Below are 15643 nucleotides of genomic sequence, written 5' to 3'. Positions count from 1 at the left end.
ACTACCCCCGGTACCCGATATCCGCACCGGTCGGTACTCGATACCGCCCTACCGGTACTAAATAGCGTCGCGCGTCACCCAGTCCACGCTCCACTATGAGGAGTGGTTGGACTGGGGCGGTTGGCGGTTAGTGGCCGATACCGGCAGCTGAGGTCGCTAGAGCCGGTAGTCCGCAGGGCAGAGTAAAAGCCTAAAAGCGGGAAAAACGCTTAATTAGCATGTTCTCGAGGCCCTTCCAGGACTCGGCGTGCTCGTTATAGGGCTTCGACGGGACGTAGCCGGCGTGTTCGGTGGAACCGAGCATGTAGCCGAGGTAGTCCTGCAAGCGCGGATTGGCCAGCATATAGGAGTTGATGGAATCGTCCCCGGCCCAGTCCGCGGCATCGGCGCAGACCTCGTAGCAGCGGGCTAGCTGGTCGGAGTCGACCGCTTCGGGCCCCTTTTCAATATCGCGCACGATGCCATTGAAGGAATATTGGTTATCCGGGTGGACCTGCACCTCTAGCTCGCCGGCGTTGGCTGCGGTGACGACGTCCTGCCAGGTGGACACGCGCGCTAAGTCATGGTCATCATTATCGATGAGCCACCGCACCAGGGTCTTGGAGGAATCGAAGGTAAAGATTTCGCCCCACTTGCCCAAGAAGATGGGCTTGCCGTCCAGGTAGGTGCGCAGCGTGTAGACGGACTTGGACTGCGCGGTGATTTTAATCGGGTCGATTCCGGCGGCGGCCCAGGGGGACTCGTCATAAGGATCGGCGGCGTCTGCTGCGGCCTTGCGCTTTTCTTCGGCTTCCTTGGCGGCAGCGTCGGCGGCACTCGCTGCCTCGGAGATGCGGGTTTCGGCATCGGAGATAGCGGCGGCGTCGAATTCATCGCTCGGAACCACGCGGACGTGCTTATCCAGATCCGCGATGACCTTCTTCCAGTTGGTCAAGATGACCCGCCCGACGCCGGTCCATTCGTTCATTCCCTGCTCGCCGGAGTAGTGGTCGGCGCCGCGGGAGACGTTGCGCAGGATGGAGTGGGTGGCGAAGAAGATGGTGGTCTGTTCGGCAGCGGCGACATCGGCAAGCGCGGATGCCACCTCGAGGTCGCGCGCCACGGTGGAGACATTGGCGTGGCTGGGGCGGCCGGCGAGGGCTTCTGGCATGCCGATGAGATCGTATTCATCGCGCTTGGCCGGGGTGACGCGGTGCGCCGGGCGGGCGGAAAAATGCTCCCACTGCGGGTGATCCAGCAGGTCATGCTTGGCATCGGACTCGAGGTAGCACAGCAGCTCAGCGGGGGAATCAAAGACCAAAACGGAGTCATCGTCGCCCAAAAAGGCCTGCCACTCGGAGCCATTTTCGCGCCACTTGGGCGCCCAGAGGGTATAAAAATCGCCCTCAGTCAAGGAGAGCTTAATAGGCACAATCGCACGGGTACTCATGAGCTTTTAGTCTACCCAACGCCCCAGCTGCCGCGCGGAATTGCCGGGGCCTTGTCAGGCAGTCGGCCGCCAAAAACCCTTAAATTGCATGCCCATATTATTCGTGCGCAGCGGGTTGGTCTGCACGGGGTCCCCGGCCTCCACAATCTCGCCATTGCCGGAATACATCGCCACATGGCCATCCCAGACCACCAGATCGCCGGGCTGGAGCTGATCGGCGCTGACCTGCTTGCCGATGGCCTGCTGGTCCGCCGTGCGCGGAATATCCACCCCTGCCTGGGAATAGGCCCATTGAGTAAGCCCCGAGCAGTCAAAGCCACCGTTGCCGGTTCCGCCCCAGGTATAGGGCTGGCCCACTTGGCTCTTAGCCGCGGCCACGGCCGCGCGGCCTGCCTCCGAGCCGGCTTCTGCGCCCGCTGATGGGTGCGGCGCGGGTGCAGCACCGAGCTCCGCCGGAGGAGCCACGGCGCTATGCGTCGCCGCGGCGGCCGTGGCCTGCTGGGGCTGGCCGACGGCGGATTCCACCGGCCGCTGGGAGATGGGCAACAGGGCCGCCGCGGTGGTGGTGAGCTCGTCTTTCAGGCGGTTGACTCGGGCCATCGCCAAGCCAATGTGCTCGTCTATTACGGTGCGAAGGGACGCAAGCGCTGCGGCGCGGGAGGCGGGATCGAGGGAGATTAATCCCATCGCGATGGGCGCCGCGGCCTGGATAAGCTGCGTGCCGATGCCAAAGATATCGCCGGCAGCCGCCGTAACGAGGCCTCGGGCCTGGCCAAGTACTGCGGAGACGGTCTCGTTATCGCCGGTGAGGAGGTTCGCGGCGGCGATAAGCTGCGAGGCATCGCCGTGCGCGATATCCGCCAGCGGTTGCGCGGCGGAGAGATCTGGGACGCGGGGAAGTTGGACATCGGGAAGCGGCGAAGGCTGCAGCGCGGCGATGTTTTTAATGGCGGTAGCAAGCACTTAGATCGCCGCCCCGAGGGAGTCGCGCAACGCCGCATCGGAGTCTTCCGCCTCGCGCGACATCTGGAAGGAAGACTGCGCGATGTGCCCCATATCGTGGCGCAGCATGGTCATCCGCGCCCCAATATTGTCTAAGGCGGCATGGACCGCTTCATTGAACCTGGTAAAGGCCGAATCTTCGGGCAATGCCGGGTGGGGTGGATTGTCTCCCTGCGCGTTCGCGTGCAGGTCACGGGCTAAATGGCGGGCGTGGGCGGTATCTATCTGAAATGGTCTCATGCCCTATTGGACTGGCCAATGGCCCAAGTGGTTCCCAAAAAGTTTAAAGTAGTGGGCAGGGATATCCACGTCGTAGACCACCCGCTTGCCGCTTCCCGCCTGACCCTGATGCGCGATGCGCGCAGTGATAACTCCGCTTTTCGCGCCGCGCTCAAGGACCTGGGAACCATGCTCGTATATGAAGCCTCCCGCGATTTGGCGGTAGAAAACTTCGCTTGCGAAACCCCGGTTGCCACAGCGCAAGGCACCCGCCTGCAGGATCCACCCATCATCGTGCCCATCATTCGCGCAGGCCTCGGCATGGTGGATCCTGCCCTGTCGATGATTCCGGATGCCCAGGTCGGGTTCATCGGCATGGCGCGCGATGAAGAAACCCACGAGCCCGTGCCGTACTTGGAGGCGCTGCCGCAAGACCTCACCGGGCGCACCGTCTTCGTCGTTGATCCCATGCTGGCCACCGGCGGATCCCTGCTGCACGCCCTGCGCCTCTTGGCCGCCCGCGGCGCTACCGATATCACTGCCATCTGCATGGTCTCGGCCCAAAACGGCGTGGATGCGCTGGAGAAATCGGGCCTTCCCGTTCGCCTCGTCACCGCCGCCATTGACCCTGAACTCAATGCGGATGCCTATATCGTGCCGGGGCTTGGCGATGCCGGCGATCGCCTATACGGCCCGCGCAATATCGATCTTTAAGCTAGTATTTCTCCCTGAAAGCCCGAAGGTGGCTTTCAAAAGGGGGAAAAGATCGTGAGTTTTATTCAACTAATGTGGTCGAGCTACGGCTACGGATTTTCGCAACAACTGCGCCGCGTGCGCGAGCGGCGCGGGGTATCCCAGCAAGTGCTTGCGGATATTTCGGGGGTATCGCGCAGCCAGATTTCTAACCTGGAACGCAATGAAAATGGCCTACACACCATGGCGGACCCGCAATTATCCACGGTGTACAAGCTGGCGCTGGTTTTAGAAATCCCGCCGGCGGTCCTCTTGCCGGCCGGTGGGGACGTGGTGGAGGGCCACTTGGCAGACTCCGCCGTGCTCGGGGTAGAAGACGTGGCGCCCTTTCCACAGGACTACATCAACCAGCGGCGCTTTAGTAATGCGCGGGGCTAACCACCCTGACTTACTGAACCGCATGGTCTAGTTGTAGACTGCCTCCAAGAGATAGTCCAGCAACAGGGAGGCGTGCGCGTGATCTCGGAGTTTATTAACGAGTGGTTCGATGCTCACCGTGCGGAGGTCATCGCGTGGCGGCGCCATATCCACCGCAATCCGGAAACGGCGAACCAAGAGGTGGAAACCACCAATTACATCGCGAATATCCTTGCGGATTACGGGCTTGAGCCGCAGCGCTTCCCGCACACCGGCCTCATGGTAGACATCGGCCCGGACACGGAGCTTGGCCGCTTGGCCTTCCGCGCCGATATCGATGCCCTGCCCATCACGGAGGTAACAGGGCTGGAGTTTACCTCCGAGAAGCCCGGGACCATGCACGCGTGCGGCCACGATGTGCACACTACCGTGGCGCTCGGCTTGGCGTGCGCGCTGGCGGATTTTCAGCGGGTTAATGAGCTGGAGCTGGGCATTCGCGTCATCTTCCAACCGGCAGAGGAGGTGTGGGTCGGCGGGGCCACCGACGTTATTTCTTGGGGCGCGTTAGAAGGCGTGCATTCCATCTTTGCCATCCACGCCGAGCCGAAGTTGCGCGTGGGGCGCATCGGAATCCGCGCCGGGGCCATTACCTCCGCAACGGACGTAGTGGAGCTCAAGATTAAGGGCCCGGGCGGGCATACCTCGCGCCCGCACCTATCCGCGGACGTGGTCTATGCGCTGGGCAAGGTTATTACGGAGCTGCCGGCGCTGCTGTCGCGCCGCGTCGACCCGCGCACCGGCACGGTTTTGGTCTTTGGCCAGGTCAATTCCGGCTACGCCCCTAACGCAATCCCGGAAACCGGCATGCTGACCGGCACGATGCGCACCGCCGATATCACCATCTGGCGCCAGATGCAGGAACTCTTCGCGGAGTTAGTGGATCAGATCCTTGCACCGGTAGGGGTAGAGCACGAATTGTCCTATAACCGAGGTGTCCCGCCGGTGCTTAACGATGACGTCGCTACCGCCATACTCGCTTCTGCCGCACAGTCCATCGACCCGCAGGCCGTGGTTCAGGCCCCGCAGTCTTCCGGCGGGGAGGACTTTTCCTGGTACTTGGAAAAGGTACCCGGTTCCATGGCGCGCCTTGGTTGCTGGTCCGGGGAGGGGGAGCAGCACGATCTGCACATGGGCGACCTCATCGTGGATGAGCGGGCAATTGGTGTGGGCATTAAGCTTTTTGGGGCCGTCGTCGAGCAATTTATGGGGGAGAATGCGCAGGCGGACTAACGCGCTGGGGTTACCTACGGGTTAGACTCGTAGGCGACTTTAAAAGTGGAGCCTATAAAGGAGCAATTGCGTGTTGAACCAGACCAAGCGAATTGTCATCATCGGCGGTGGCCCAGCGGGCTACGAGGCAGCGCTGGCTGGCGCCAAGTACGGCGCGGAAATCACCATCATCGAAGACCAAGGCATGGGCGGCAATAGCGTGGTCTTGGACTGTGTTCCCTCCAAGTCCTTCATCGCCGGCGCCAATATTAAAACGGACTTGCGCCGCGCGGATGACATGGAGCTGAACGAGGGCATCGGCAAGGCACAGCTTTCCATCAGCGCGCTGAACCAGCGCGTGCAGGACCTAGCGGCTAAGCAATCCGGTGATATCCGCAATACCATGGATTCCCTGGGTGCCCGCGTTATCGATGGCCGCGCGCACTTCCCGGAGGATCAGCAGGCCGATGCCTTCGGCGGGCACAAGGTCACCGCGGTCTTCAACGAGGATGGCCACGAGGAGACGCTGGATGCGGATCTCGTCTTGGTTGCTACCGGCGCCACCCCACGCATTTTGCCCGGCGCCCAGCCGGATGGCGAGCGCATCCTGACCTGGCAGCAGGTATATAACCTCACCGAGCTGCCAGAGCACCTCATTGTGGTGGGTTCCGGTGTCACCGGTGCCGAGTTCGTCTCGGCCTTCGCCGAGCTGGGCGTCAAGGTCACGATGGTGGCCTCGCGCGATCGCATCTTGCCGCATGATGATGCCGATGCCGCCGACGTCCTCGAAACCGTGCTGAGCGAGCGCGGCGTGGAGCTGGAAAAGAACTGCCGCGTGGAAACCGTTAACCGCACTGAGGACGGCAACGTGCTGGTCACCACGCAGGACGGCCGTGAGATCCATGGCTCGCACGTCATCATGTCCATTGGTTCCGTCCCGAATACCAAGGACCTGAAGCTGGAAAACGTGGGCGTGGAAACCGCGAAGTCTGGCCACATCCAGGTAGACCGCGTCTCGCGCACCAATATTGCCGGCATTTACGCAGCCGGTGACTGCTCCGATCTCTTCCCGCTTGCCTCCGTGGCCGCGATGCAGGGCCGCGTGGCGATGTACCACGCGCTCGGTGAAGGCGTCTCGCCGCTGCGCCTGAAGACCGTGGCTAACGCGGTCTTTACCCGCCCGGAGATCGCCGCGGTCGGCTTTACCCAGGCCGAGATCGAGGCCGGTGAGGTCGCCGCCCGCGCCATTACCATGCCGCTCAATACCAACCCGCGTGCAAAGATGCGTTCGCTGCAGCACGGTTTTGTCAAGCTATTCTGCCGTGCTACCTCCGGCCGCGTGATCGGTGGCGTCATCGTCGCGCCGACCGCCTCCGAGCTCATCCTGCCGATTGCGATGGCGGTGACCAACCAGCTCACGGTGAACCAGCTGGCCGATTCTTTCGCGGTCTACCCATCGCTTTCCGGCACCATTACCGAGGCCGCCCGCCGCTTGGTGGCCCACGATGACCTGGAATAAACCTCGTTCCTAGAACGTGGAGTAGGCCTGCTCTGCAGTGCGGTTGAGCTCGATTTTGATCGGCCTATCTGCCTCCGGCAGGGCGCGCTGCGGACAGAATTCGCGGGGGCAGGCCGTACAGCCTGGGCCAATCGGGGTGGCGGCGGAGATGTCTAGGTTCAGGGCATCGGCATATACGATGCGATCCGCCTGGGTGATATCGCAGCCTAGGCCTACAGCGAATTCCTTGCGCGGCGTACCCCACGACTTGGCCGTTCCCTGCACGAAACGCCCGATCCACAGGTAAGCATGGCCGTCTGGCATGGCGGCGACCTGCCGGGTAATGCGGTTCGGGGTTTCAAAGGCGCGGTGGACTACCCACAGGGGGCAGGATCCACCAGAGCGCGCGAAGTGAAAGGCAGTGGAGGACTGCCGCTTGGAAATATTGCCCGCGCGGTCGGTGCGGATGAAGGAAAACGGCACGCCCTTTAGCCCTGGGCGCTGGAGCGTGGCGAGGCGCTGCGCCGTTGTTTCAAACCCGGTTCCAAAGTAGTTGCATAGCAGGTCGATATCGTAGCGGGTATCTTCTGCCATGCTGAGAAAGCGCTGGTAGGGCATGGTCACCGCCGCCGCGAAGTACTGCGCAAGGCCCAGGGTGGCTAAGTCTTGGGATTCACCTTCGGGCAGTTCAGATACGAGGTTGTCGCAGATATCGCCGTAGGCCAGCAGGCAGTATTGCAGGGCCATCTCAAAGACCAATTGTGCCTCAGATAACCCATCGCGCAGCGAGAGCTCGCGCGTGTCTGGGTCGAAGCTCCGCCGAGGGCCGGGCCTGGAAAAGCGCACCGTAACCCCCAGATCCTCATGCATCCGGGAGGCGAGCCGGCCGCGGCGCAGAACGCGATCGCCCAATTGCCCGGCTAGTTCCTCTGCGAGCACATCGAGCTCGTGGATGTAATTATGTGCGTCATAAAAGAAATCACGCACCACTTCAAAGGGGGAGGGGTCCGCGGCGGGCGCGCGGGAGGCAACGTCGACAAACCGCGGCATCAACTCGGGAAAGCGGGAGGCGAGATCCGAGAGTGTTTCTTCAGAGGCATCGGGGAAGATGTGGCGGAGTTCGGTAATCGTATGGATATCGCGGTCTTCGGCGAAGTAGCTGGGATCCACGGTGAAGCGCTGGGCTAGCTGCATTAACACGGTCACGGTGAGTGGGCGCTGGTCGTTTTCCAATTGGTTGAGGTAGCTCGTGGATAGCCCGAGTTTCTTCGCCATCGCCACCTGGGTGAGCCCGCGCTGCTTGCGCAAAGCGTGAATCCGTGCCCCCGCGTAGTGCTTGGTCATGCGTCCCCCTCCTTCCTTTAAGGCCCATGCGCTGTGAAAATCACAAGTTTTGCAGATTTCACAAAAGAAGTCCGCTAATTTCCACAAACATTACCTATAGCGTGCACCACATGCAAGCATTTACTGTGATGTGCAACGCATTCTTGATGAAGGAGGACGCAACCAGTGAAAAACCATGAGGTACGCACTCATAAATCCGCCGAGGACTTCCCCTACGAGGAGCACTTGGCGTACAAGGTGGCCGAGGTGGCCGCGGACCCCGTAGAGGTCCCGGAAGAAACCACCGAGATGATCATCAACCGCATCATCGATAACGCCTCCGTAGCTATGGCCTCCGTTGCCCGTGGCCCCGTCACCTCCGCGCGGGTGATGGCAGAAGCCCATCCCGTGGACAAGGGCGGATCCACCATCTTCGGCATCGATGGCACGTATTCCGCGGAGTGGGCAGCACTGGCCAATGGCACTGCGGTCCGCGAGTTGGACTACCACGATACCTTCCTCGCTGCCGAGTATTCACACCCCGGCGATAATATTCCACCGCTCCTTGCTGCAGCGCAGCACAAGGGTCTGAGCGGTCGCGACCTTATCCGCGGCATTGCAACCGGCTATGAAATCCAGGTCAACCTGGTCAAAGGCATGTGCCTGCACGAGCACAAGATCGACCACGTGGCGCACTTGGGGCCATCGGTAGCCGCGGGGCTTGGCACCATGTTGGGCCTGGATAGGGACACGATTTACCAGGCCGTCGGCCAGGCGCTGCACACCACCACGGCAACCCGCCAGTCCCGCAAGGGCCTGATTTCTTCGTGGAAGGCCTACGCGCCAGCCTTCGCCGGCAAGATGGCCATCGAGGCCGTCGACCGCACCATGCGCGGCGAGGGTGCCCCGGCGCCGATCTGGGAGGGCGAGGACGGGTTCATCGCCTGGATGCTGCATTCGCCAGAGCGCACCTACACCGTGCCCCTGCCGGAAAACGGGGAGGCCAAGACCGCCATCCTGGATACCTACACTAAGGAACACTCCGCGGAATACCAGGCGCAGGCGCCCATCGATATGGCCTTTGCGCTGAAAAAGACGCTAGAGGACAAGGGCCTCAAGACGGCGGATATCGAGTCCATCGTGCTGCACACCTCCCACCACACCCACTACGTCATCGGCTCCGGCGCGAACGACCCGCAAAAGATGGATCCTTCCGCCTCTCGCGAAACCCTGGACCACTCTGTGATGTACATCTTCGCGGTCGCGCTAGAAGATGGCGTGTGGGACCACGAAACCTCCTATTCCCCTGAGCGCTCCAACCGCCCGGAGACCATCGAGCTGTGGCAGAAGATCTCCACCGTCGAGGATCCCGAGTGGACGCGCCGCTATCACTCCAACGACCTGGAGGAAAAGGCCTTCGGTGGCAAGGCAGTTATCACCTTCAAGGACGGCACCGTCATCGAGGACGAGCGCGCCGTGGCAGACGCCCACCCGCTGGGCGCCCGCCCCTTCGCCCGCGAGCAGTACATTGCCAAGTTCAAAAAGCTTGCCGATGGCGTCGTCGACGAGGCCGAGCAAGAGCGCTTCCTCACCGCCGTGCAAGACCTAGAAAACCTCACCGATCTAACCGAACTCAACGTGCGGGTCAGCGATGAGCATCTCGCCACCGCGCCCGAGAAACCGGAGGGAATCTTCTAATGGCTGGACTATTTGGTTCTACAATCACCAACGCTGAAAAGCGTGCGAACTTCCGCAAATCCATCGAATCCGGATCGATTACCACGCTGCCGGGCGCGTTTAATCCGCTGACCGCCCGTCTTATCCAGGACATTGGCGGTTTCGACGGCGTCTACGTATCCGGCGCGGTGCTGGCTAACGATTTAGGCCTGCCCGATATCGGGCTTACCACCTTGACCGAGGTGGCCCAGCGCGCCGGGCAGATCGCGCGCGCTACCGACTTGCCCGTGCTTGTCGATGCCGATACCGGCTTCGGCGAACCCATGTCCGCCGCCCGCACCGTCGCCGCCCTCGAGGATGCCGGCCTGGCCGGCTGCCACCTGGAGGACCAGGTTAACCCGAAGCGTTGCGGGCACCTCGATGGCAAGGAAGTGGTGGACAAGGAAGTCATGGTCCGCCGCATCAGCGCGGCCGTCAATGAGCGCCGCGATCCTAATTTCATCATCTGCGCGCGCACTGATGCCGCCGGTGTCAATGGCATCGATGACGCCATCGATCGCGCTAAGGCCTATGCCGAAGCCGGTGCGGATCTGATTTTCACCGAGGCGCTGTATTCCCCTGCGGACTTTGAAAAGTTCCGCGCCGCCGTGGATACGCCGCTGTTGGCGAATATGACGGAGTTCGGCAAAACCGAGCTGCAATCAGCAAAGACCCTCGACGGACTGGGATACAACGCCGTGATCTGGCCGGTCTCCAGCTTCCGCGTGGCCATGGGCGCTACCGAAGAATTCCTGCGCGACTTGCAGGAAACCGGTATCCAGACTGAGTGGTTAGAGCGCATGCAGCACCGCTCCCGCCTGTACGAACTGGTCCGCTACCAGGAATACAACGAGTTCGACCAGTCCGTATTCACCTATTCCAAAGACAACTATCAACCCACTTTTGAAGGCTAAGGAGCCAGTGGCCATGTCCGATAAGAAAAACGAAACCCCAGAAATCCGCAAGGGGCTTTATGGCGTCGTTGTTGATGAAACCGCCATTTCCAAGGTCGTTCCTGAGACCAACTCCTTGACCTACCGCGGCTACCCGGTCCAAGAACTGGCCCGCTACTGCTCCTTCGAAGAGGTTGCGTACCTCTTGTGGAATGGCAAGCTGCCGGGGCAAGAATCCCTCATCCGCTTCTCCGCGCGTGAGAAGGCATTGCGTCACCTGGACCGCCACCTCATTGACCTGATCATGTCCATGCCGCAAAGCTGCCACCCAATGGACGTTCTGCGCACGGCGATTTCCTTCATCGGTGCCCAGGATGCGGAGGAATACACCAAGGACTCCGAGCACGTGCGCCGTACCGCGCTCGAGCTCATGGCGAAGATCCCCACCATCATCGCGCTCGATATCCGTCGCCGCCGCGGTGAGGGCTACATCGAGCCGTCCCGCAAGAAGGGCTTTGCCGAAAACTTCCTGTGGATGGTCTTCGGCGATGAAGAAGGCTCCCCAGCGGTAAACCGCGCCGATATCGAGGCCTTTGATAAGTCCCTCATCCTTTATGCCGAGCACTCCTTCAATGCCTCAACCTTCTCGGCACGCGTGGTTACCTCCACGATGTCTGATACCTACTCCGCCATCGTCGCCGCCATTGGCGCTCTCAAGGGACCACTGCACGGCGGTGCCAACGAGGCCGTCATGAAGAACTTCCTCGAGGTAGACGATCCTGCCAAGGCAGAGGAGTGGACCAAGAACAAGCTGGCTAATAAGGAACTGGTCATGGGCTTTGGTCACCGCGTGTACAAGAACGGCGACTCCCGCGTTCCCACCATGGAAGCCGCCTTCAAGGAGTTGGCGGAGCAGCACGACCAGACCAAGTGGATCGAGATGTACGACATCATGGCCAAGACCATGGAGGAAAACACCTCGATCAAGATCAAGCCAAACCTGGACTTCCCGGCCGGCCCTGCCTACCACATCCTCGGGTTCGACATTCAGTTCTTCACCCCGATCTTCGTCATGGCCCGCATTACCGGCTGGACCGCGCACATCGTGGAACAAAATGAGAACAACTCGCTGATTCGCCCGCTGTCCGCATACGTCGGCGAAGACCAGCGCTCCGTTCCACCGAAGTCCTTCTAAACACTCGGCTTCCCGCGCGGTTCGGGCGGTCCGTGTAACCGGGTAGTGAGCCGTCCATGCTCCCCATGCCTGCGTGGGGAGCATTTGCGCATCCTCCTACGCTATATGTGCATCCTTCTACGGTATAACTGAGCGACCCGCGCCCTCAGATGTTGCATTTTCGCCTCAGGTATTGCATAGGAGGATGCGCATGTAGCGGCTGCAGCTCCGGCCCCGACTGCGGCTGCGGATCCAGCTGCGGCTGCGGTACCGGCTGCGAAAAATTTGCCAGATGAAATTTGCAGACTTTGCAAAATTGTTAGGCCTGTTATTACTGGTTGACTGGCAGAAATTGCTTTCGCGGGGTTTAAGTTGCAGGTGAGTGTAGAAAATTCCGTTCAAAAAAGGGATGATAAAAACTATTTTTATCTCTAAACTGAGAGACGGATCACCCCAGTGGGGACATTGCAACGCAGTGTCTTCCAAGTTGAAAGGAACACCCAAGTGGCCAATTCCGCCCTTCCATCGTTCGACAAGATTTTGGTAGCCAACCGCGGTGAAATCGCCGTGCGTGCCTTCCGCGCTGCCTTTGAAACGGGGGCGAAGACCGTCGCCGTCTATCCTCGTGAAGATCGCAACTCCTTCCACCGCGCCTTTGCGGATGAGGCAGTGCGCATTGGTGACGAGGGACAGCCCGTCAAGGCATACCTCGATATCGAGGAAATCATCCGCGCTGCCAAGAAGTCTGAGGCGGACGCAATCTATCCGGGTTACGGCTTCTTGTCCGAGCGCGCCGATTTGGCCCGTGCCTGCGAGGATAATGGCATTAAGTTCATTGGCCCCACCCCGAGCACGCTGGATCTCACCGGTGATAAATCCGCTGCGGTTAACGCCGCGAAGGAAGCAGGGCTGCCGACGCTGCAGGACTCGGAGCCGACTACGGACATCGATAAGCTGGTGGCAGACGCCGGTGACTTCAGCTTCCCAGTCTTTGTCAAGGCCGTCTCTGGCGGTGGAGGGCGCGGTATGCGCTACGTGGAATCGGAATCTGAGCTGCGCGAACGGGCAGCAGAAGCCTCGCGCGAGGCCGAGGCGGCCTTTGGTGATGGCAGCGTGTACCTCGAGACCGCGGTGATTAATCCGCAACACATTGAGGTGCAGGTGCTCGCGGATGCCCAGGGCAATGTCATTCACCTCTTTGAACGCGATTGCTCCGTGCAGCGCCGCCACCAGAAGGTCGTAGAGATCGCTCCCGCGCCGTCGCTGGATCCGGAGCTGCGCGATCGCATCTGCCAGGATGCCGTGAACTTCTGCGAGCACATTAACTATGAGGGCGCCGGCACGGTGGAATTCCTCGTGGACGAGCGCGGCAACCACGTCTTTATTGAGATGAACCCACGCGTGCAGGTGGAGCACACCGTGACCGAGGAGGTTACCGGTGTGGACATCGTCAAGGCGCAGATGAATATCGCCGCCGGTGCTTCCTTGGAAGACATCAACCTGTCGCAAGAAAATATCACCATTACCGGCTCCGCCCTGCAGTGCCGCATTACTACCGAAGACCCGAATAACGGCTTCCGCCCAGATACGGGTACGTTGACCGCATATCGCTCGCCGGGCGGCGCTGGTGTACGCTTGGACGGCGCTACCTCCGTGGGTGCTGAGGTATCGCCCAACTTCGACTCCCTGTTGGTGAAGATGACCTGCCGCGGCACCACCTTCGAGCAGGCTGTGCACCGTGCTCGCCGCGCGCTGAACGAGTTCCACGTCTCCGGCGTGGCCACCAATATCGGCTTCCTGCGCGCGTTGCTCAATGAATCTGACTTCGTCAATACCCGCGTCGATACTGGATTCATTACCGAGCACCCGGATCTGCTCAAGGCGCCACCGGCGGTAGATGAGTCCGGTCGTATCCTGGACTACATCGCGGATGTCACCGTGAATAAGCCCAATGGTGATAGGCCCACCGCGCTGCGCCCGTTTGATAAGCTGCCGGAGTTCAACACGGAAGAGCCGCTCCCGCGCGGTTCCCGCGATGATCTCCTGGAGCTAGGGCCACAGAAGTACGCGGAAAAGATTCGTGCCCAAGAACCATTGATGGTTACGGACACGACGTTCCGCGATGCCCACCAGTCCCTGCTTGCTACCCGCGTGCGCAGCACCGCCTTGGTCTCAGCGGCAGAGGCCGTGGCGCGCTTGACCCCGGACCTCTTCTCTGTGGAGGCGTGGGGCGGTGCTACCTATGACGTGGCCATGCGCTTCCTCCACGAGGATCCCTGGGTGCGCTTGGACCTACTGCGCGAGGCCATGCCGAATCAGAACATCCAGATGCTCCTGCGCGGGCGCAATACCGTGGGTTATACCCCGTACCCGGATTCGGTCTGCCGCGCCTTCGTGCAGGAAGCGGCCAAGTCCGGTGTGGATGTCTTCCGCATTTTCGATGCGCTTAACGATGTCTCCCAGATGCGCCCTGCCATCGATGCCGTGCTCGAGACGAATACCACCGTGGCCGAGGTAGCCATGGCGTATTCCGGTGACCTTTCTTCGCCGAAGGAAGACCTCTACACCTTGGATTACTACTTGAAGCTCGCCGAGCAGATTGTAGAATCCGGCGCGCACATCCTGGCCGTTAAGGACATGGCCGGCCTGCTGCGCCCAGAGGCCGCACACACGCTGGTGACCGCGCTGCGCAAGGAATTCGACCTGCCGGTCCACGTCCACACGCACGATACCGCCGGTGGCCAGATCGCTACCTACTTCGCGGCGGCGCGCGCCGGCGCCGATATCGTCGATGGCGCCTCGGCACCGCTGGCCGGCACCACGTCGCAGCCTTCGCTTTCCGCGCTCATCGCTGCATTCTCCAACTCCAAGCGCGATACAGGAATCGACCTGCAAGCGGTCTCGGATTTGGAGCCGTATTGGGAGGCCGTGCGTCAGCTATACGCCCCGTTCGAGAACGGCATTCCTGGCCCGACCGGCCGTGTGTACAAGCACGAGATTCCGGGTGGTCAGCTGTCGAACCTGCGCGCGCAGGCCGTCGCATTGGGCCTGGCGGATCGCTTCGAGGTCATCGAGGATAACTACGCCGCCGTCAACGAGATGCTAGGCCGCCCCACCAAGGTCACCCCGTCCTCCAAGGTGGTGGGTGATTTGGCGCTCCATCTCGTGGGCACCGGCGTTTCTCCGGAAGACTTTGCGGCGAACCCGACGAAGTACGATATCCCGGATTCCGTGGATCAATTCCTCCGCGGCCAGCTGGGTACCCCTCCGGGTGGCTGGCCGGAGCTGCGCGATAAGGTCCTCGATGGCCGCGCCGAAACCGGTGCGCAGATTAACGATGTCCCGGCAGAGGAGCAGCCGCACCTGGAGTCGGATAACTCGGATGAGCGCCGCGCCAGCCTGAACCGCCTGCTCTTCCCCAAGCAGTTCGAGGAATTCAACGAGTTCCGCCGCAAGTATGGCAATACCGAGGCGCTGACGGATACGACCTTCTTCTACGGCCTGACCGAAGGCGAAGAAAAGGTAGTGCACTTCTTCCCAGAAGATTCCACCGATCGCTCCAACCTTAAGCAGATCGTGGTGCGCCTCGATGCCGTGGGTGAGCCGGATGAGAAGGGCATGCGCAATGTTGTGCTCAACGTCAACGGCCAAATCCGCCCGATGAAGGTGCGCGATGAAAACGCCGAATCCACCGTGGCCACGGTGGAGAAGGCGGACCCGTCCAATGACGGCCACGTAGCGGCCCCGTTCGCCGGTGTGGTCAACCCCACGGCAGAGCCAGGCGACGAGGTCAAGGCCGGCGACCAAATCGCGGTCATCGAGGCCATGAAGATGGAAGCTTCCATTTCCGCCACCAAGGATGGCGTGGTCGAACGCGTGGCCATTGGCCAGGCCACCAAGGTGGAAGGCGGCGACCTCATTGCCGTAATCAACTAGTCTGCACACTCAAGCGCCCCGCTTCCCTCGATTTATCTCGAGGCAGCGGGGCGCTTTGGTGTCTAGCTGTGCTA

The 15643-nt window shown here is 61.2% G+C and carries 12 protein-coding genes; 8 read left to right on the top strand and 4 right to left on the bottom strand.

Annotated features, from left to right (window positions below; genetic code table 11):
* Positions 1 to 190: 190 nt before the first annotated feature.
* From QP908_RS05035 to QP908_RS05025, 3 genes are read right to left on the bottom strand one after another with little or no spacing between them, the layout of a single operon-like run.
* On the bottom strand, positions 191 to 1429 hold the full coding sequence (locus tag QP908_RS05035) for a SatS C-terminal domain-containing protein (RefSeq protein WP_239270038.1): 1239 nt from the start codon (positions 1427 to 1429) through the stop codon (positions 191 to 193).
* Positions 1430 to 1483: 54 nt separating this feature from the next.
* Entirely contained in the window at positions 1484 to 2392 is a 909-nt protein-coding gene (locus QP908_RS05030; protein WP_239270039.1) for a C40 family peptidase, read from the bottom strand.
* A complete protein-coding gene (locus QP908_RS05025; protein ID WP_239270040.1) occupies positions 2393 to 2671 on the bottom strand; it encodes a chemotaxis protein in 279 nt (92 codons plus the stop codon).
* Between the two features lie 108 nt (positions 2672 to 2779).
* Here QP908_RS05025 and upp point away from each other — a divergent pair, with 108 nt between their 5' ends.
* From upp to QP908_RS05005, 4 genes are all read left to right on the top strand, one after another.
* Positions 2780 to 3364, top strand: a complete 585-nt coding sequence (gene upp, locus QP908_RS05020) for a uracil phosphoribosyltransferase (RefSeq protein ID WP_284771797.1) — start codon at positions 2780 to 2782, stop codon at positions 3362 to 3364.
* 54 nt (positions 3365 to 3418) lie between these two features.
* Positions 3419 to 3781 (top strand): helix-turn-helix domain-containing protein, encoded by a 363-nt coding sequence (locus QP908_RS05015; RefSeq protein ID WP_284771791.1) that lies wholly within the window; start codon positions 3419 to 3421, stop codon positions 3779 to 3781.
* A gap of 78 nt (positions 3782 to 3859) precedes the next feature.
* On the top strand, positions 3860 to 5050 hold the full coding sequence (locus QP908_RS05010; RefSeq protein WP_284771796.1) for a M20 family metallopeptidase: 1191 nt from the start codon (positions 3860 to 3862) through the stop codon (positions 5048 to 5050).
* 70 nt (positions 5051 to 5120) lie between these two features.
* Positions 5121 to 6548: an NAD(P)H-quinone dehydrogenase gene (locus QP908_RS05005; protein ID WP_005281545.1), complete on the top strand. Its 1428-nt coding sequence runs from the start codon at positions 5121 to 5123 to the stop codon at positions 6546 to 6548.
* 9 nt (positions 6549 to 6557) lie between these two features.
* On the opposite strand, the gene QP908_RS05000 is transcribed toward QP908_RS05005, so the two are convergent.
* Positions 6558 to 7871, bottom strand: a complete 1314-nt coding sequence (locus QP908_RS05000; RefSeq protein ID WP_239270042.1) for a short-chain fatty acyl-CoA regulator family protein — start codon at positions 7869 to 7871, stop codon at positions 6558 to 6560.
* 165 nt (positions 7872 to 8036) lie between these two features.
* Here QP908_RS05000 and prpD point away from each other — a divergent pair, with 165 nt between their 5' ends.
* The 4 genes from prpD to QP908_RS04980 all read left to right on the top strand — a co-directional run bounded on the left by prpD (position 8037) and on the right by QP908_RS04980 (position 15569).
* Positions 8037 to 9548, top strand: coding sequence for a 2-methylcitrate dehydratase PrpD (gene prpD, locus QP908_RS04995; RefSeq protein WP_284771790.1), 1512 nt, complete (start codon positions 8037 to 8039; stop codon positions 9546 to 9548).
* On the top strand, positions 9548 to 10480 hold the full coding sequence (prpB, locus tag QP908_RS04990; protein WP_239270044.1) for a methylisocitrate lyase: 933 nt from the start codon (positions 9548 to 9550) through the stop codon (positions 10478 to 10480). Before prpD ends, prpB begins: the two co-directional genes overlap by 1 nt.
* Positions 10481 to 10493: 13 nt before the next feature.
* Positions 10494 to 11654 (top strand): bifunctional 2-methylcitrate synthase/citrate synthase, encoded by a 1161-nt coding sequence (locus tag QP908_RS04985; protein WP_239270045.1) that lies wholly within the window; start codon positions 10494 to 10496, stop codon positions 11652 to 11654.
* A 483-nt stretch (positions 11655 to 12137) separates the two neighbouring features.
* Positions 12138 to 15569, top strand: coding sequence for a pyruvate carboxylase (locus tag QP908_RS04980; RefSeq protein WP_284771789.1), 3432 nt, complete (start codon positions 12138 to 12140; stop codon positions 15567 to 15569).
* Positions 15570 to 15643 lie beyond the last annotated feature (74 nt).

It is taken from the genome of Corynebacterium sp. MSK204 (genome assembly GCF_030229885.1).
Taxonomy (GTDB): domain Bacteria; phylum Actinomycetota; class Actinomycetes; order Mycobacteriales; family Mycobacteriaceae; genus Corynebacterium.
Note: the sequence above shows the minus strand (reverse complement) of the source record. Positions and strands in the feature narration are given on the sequence as shown.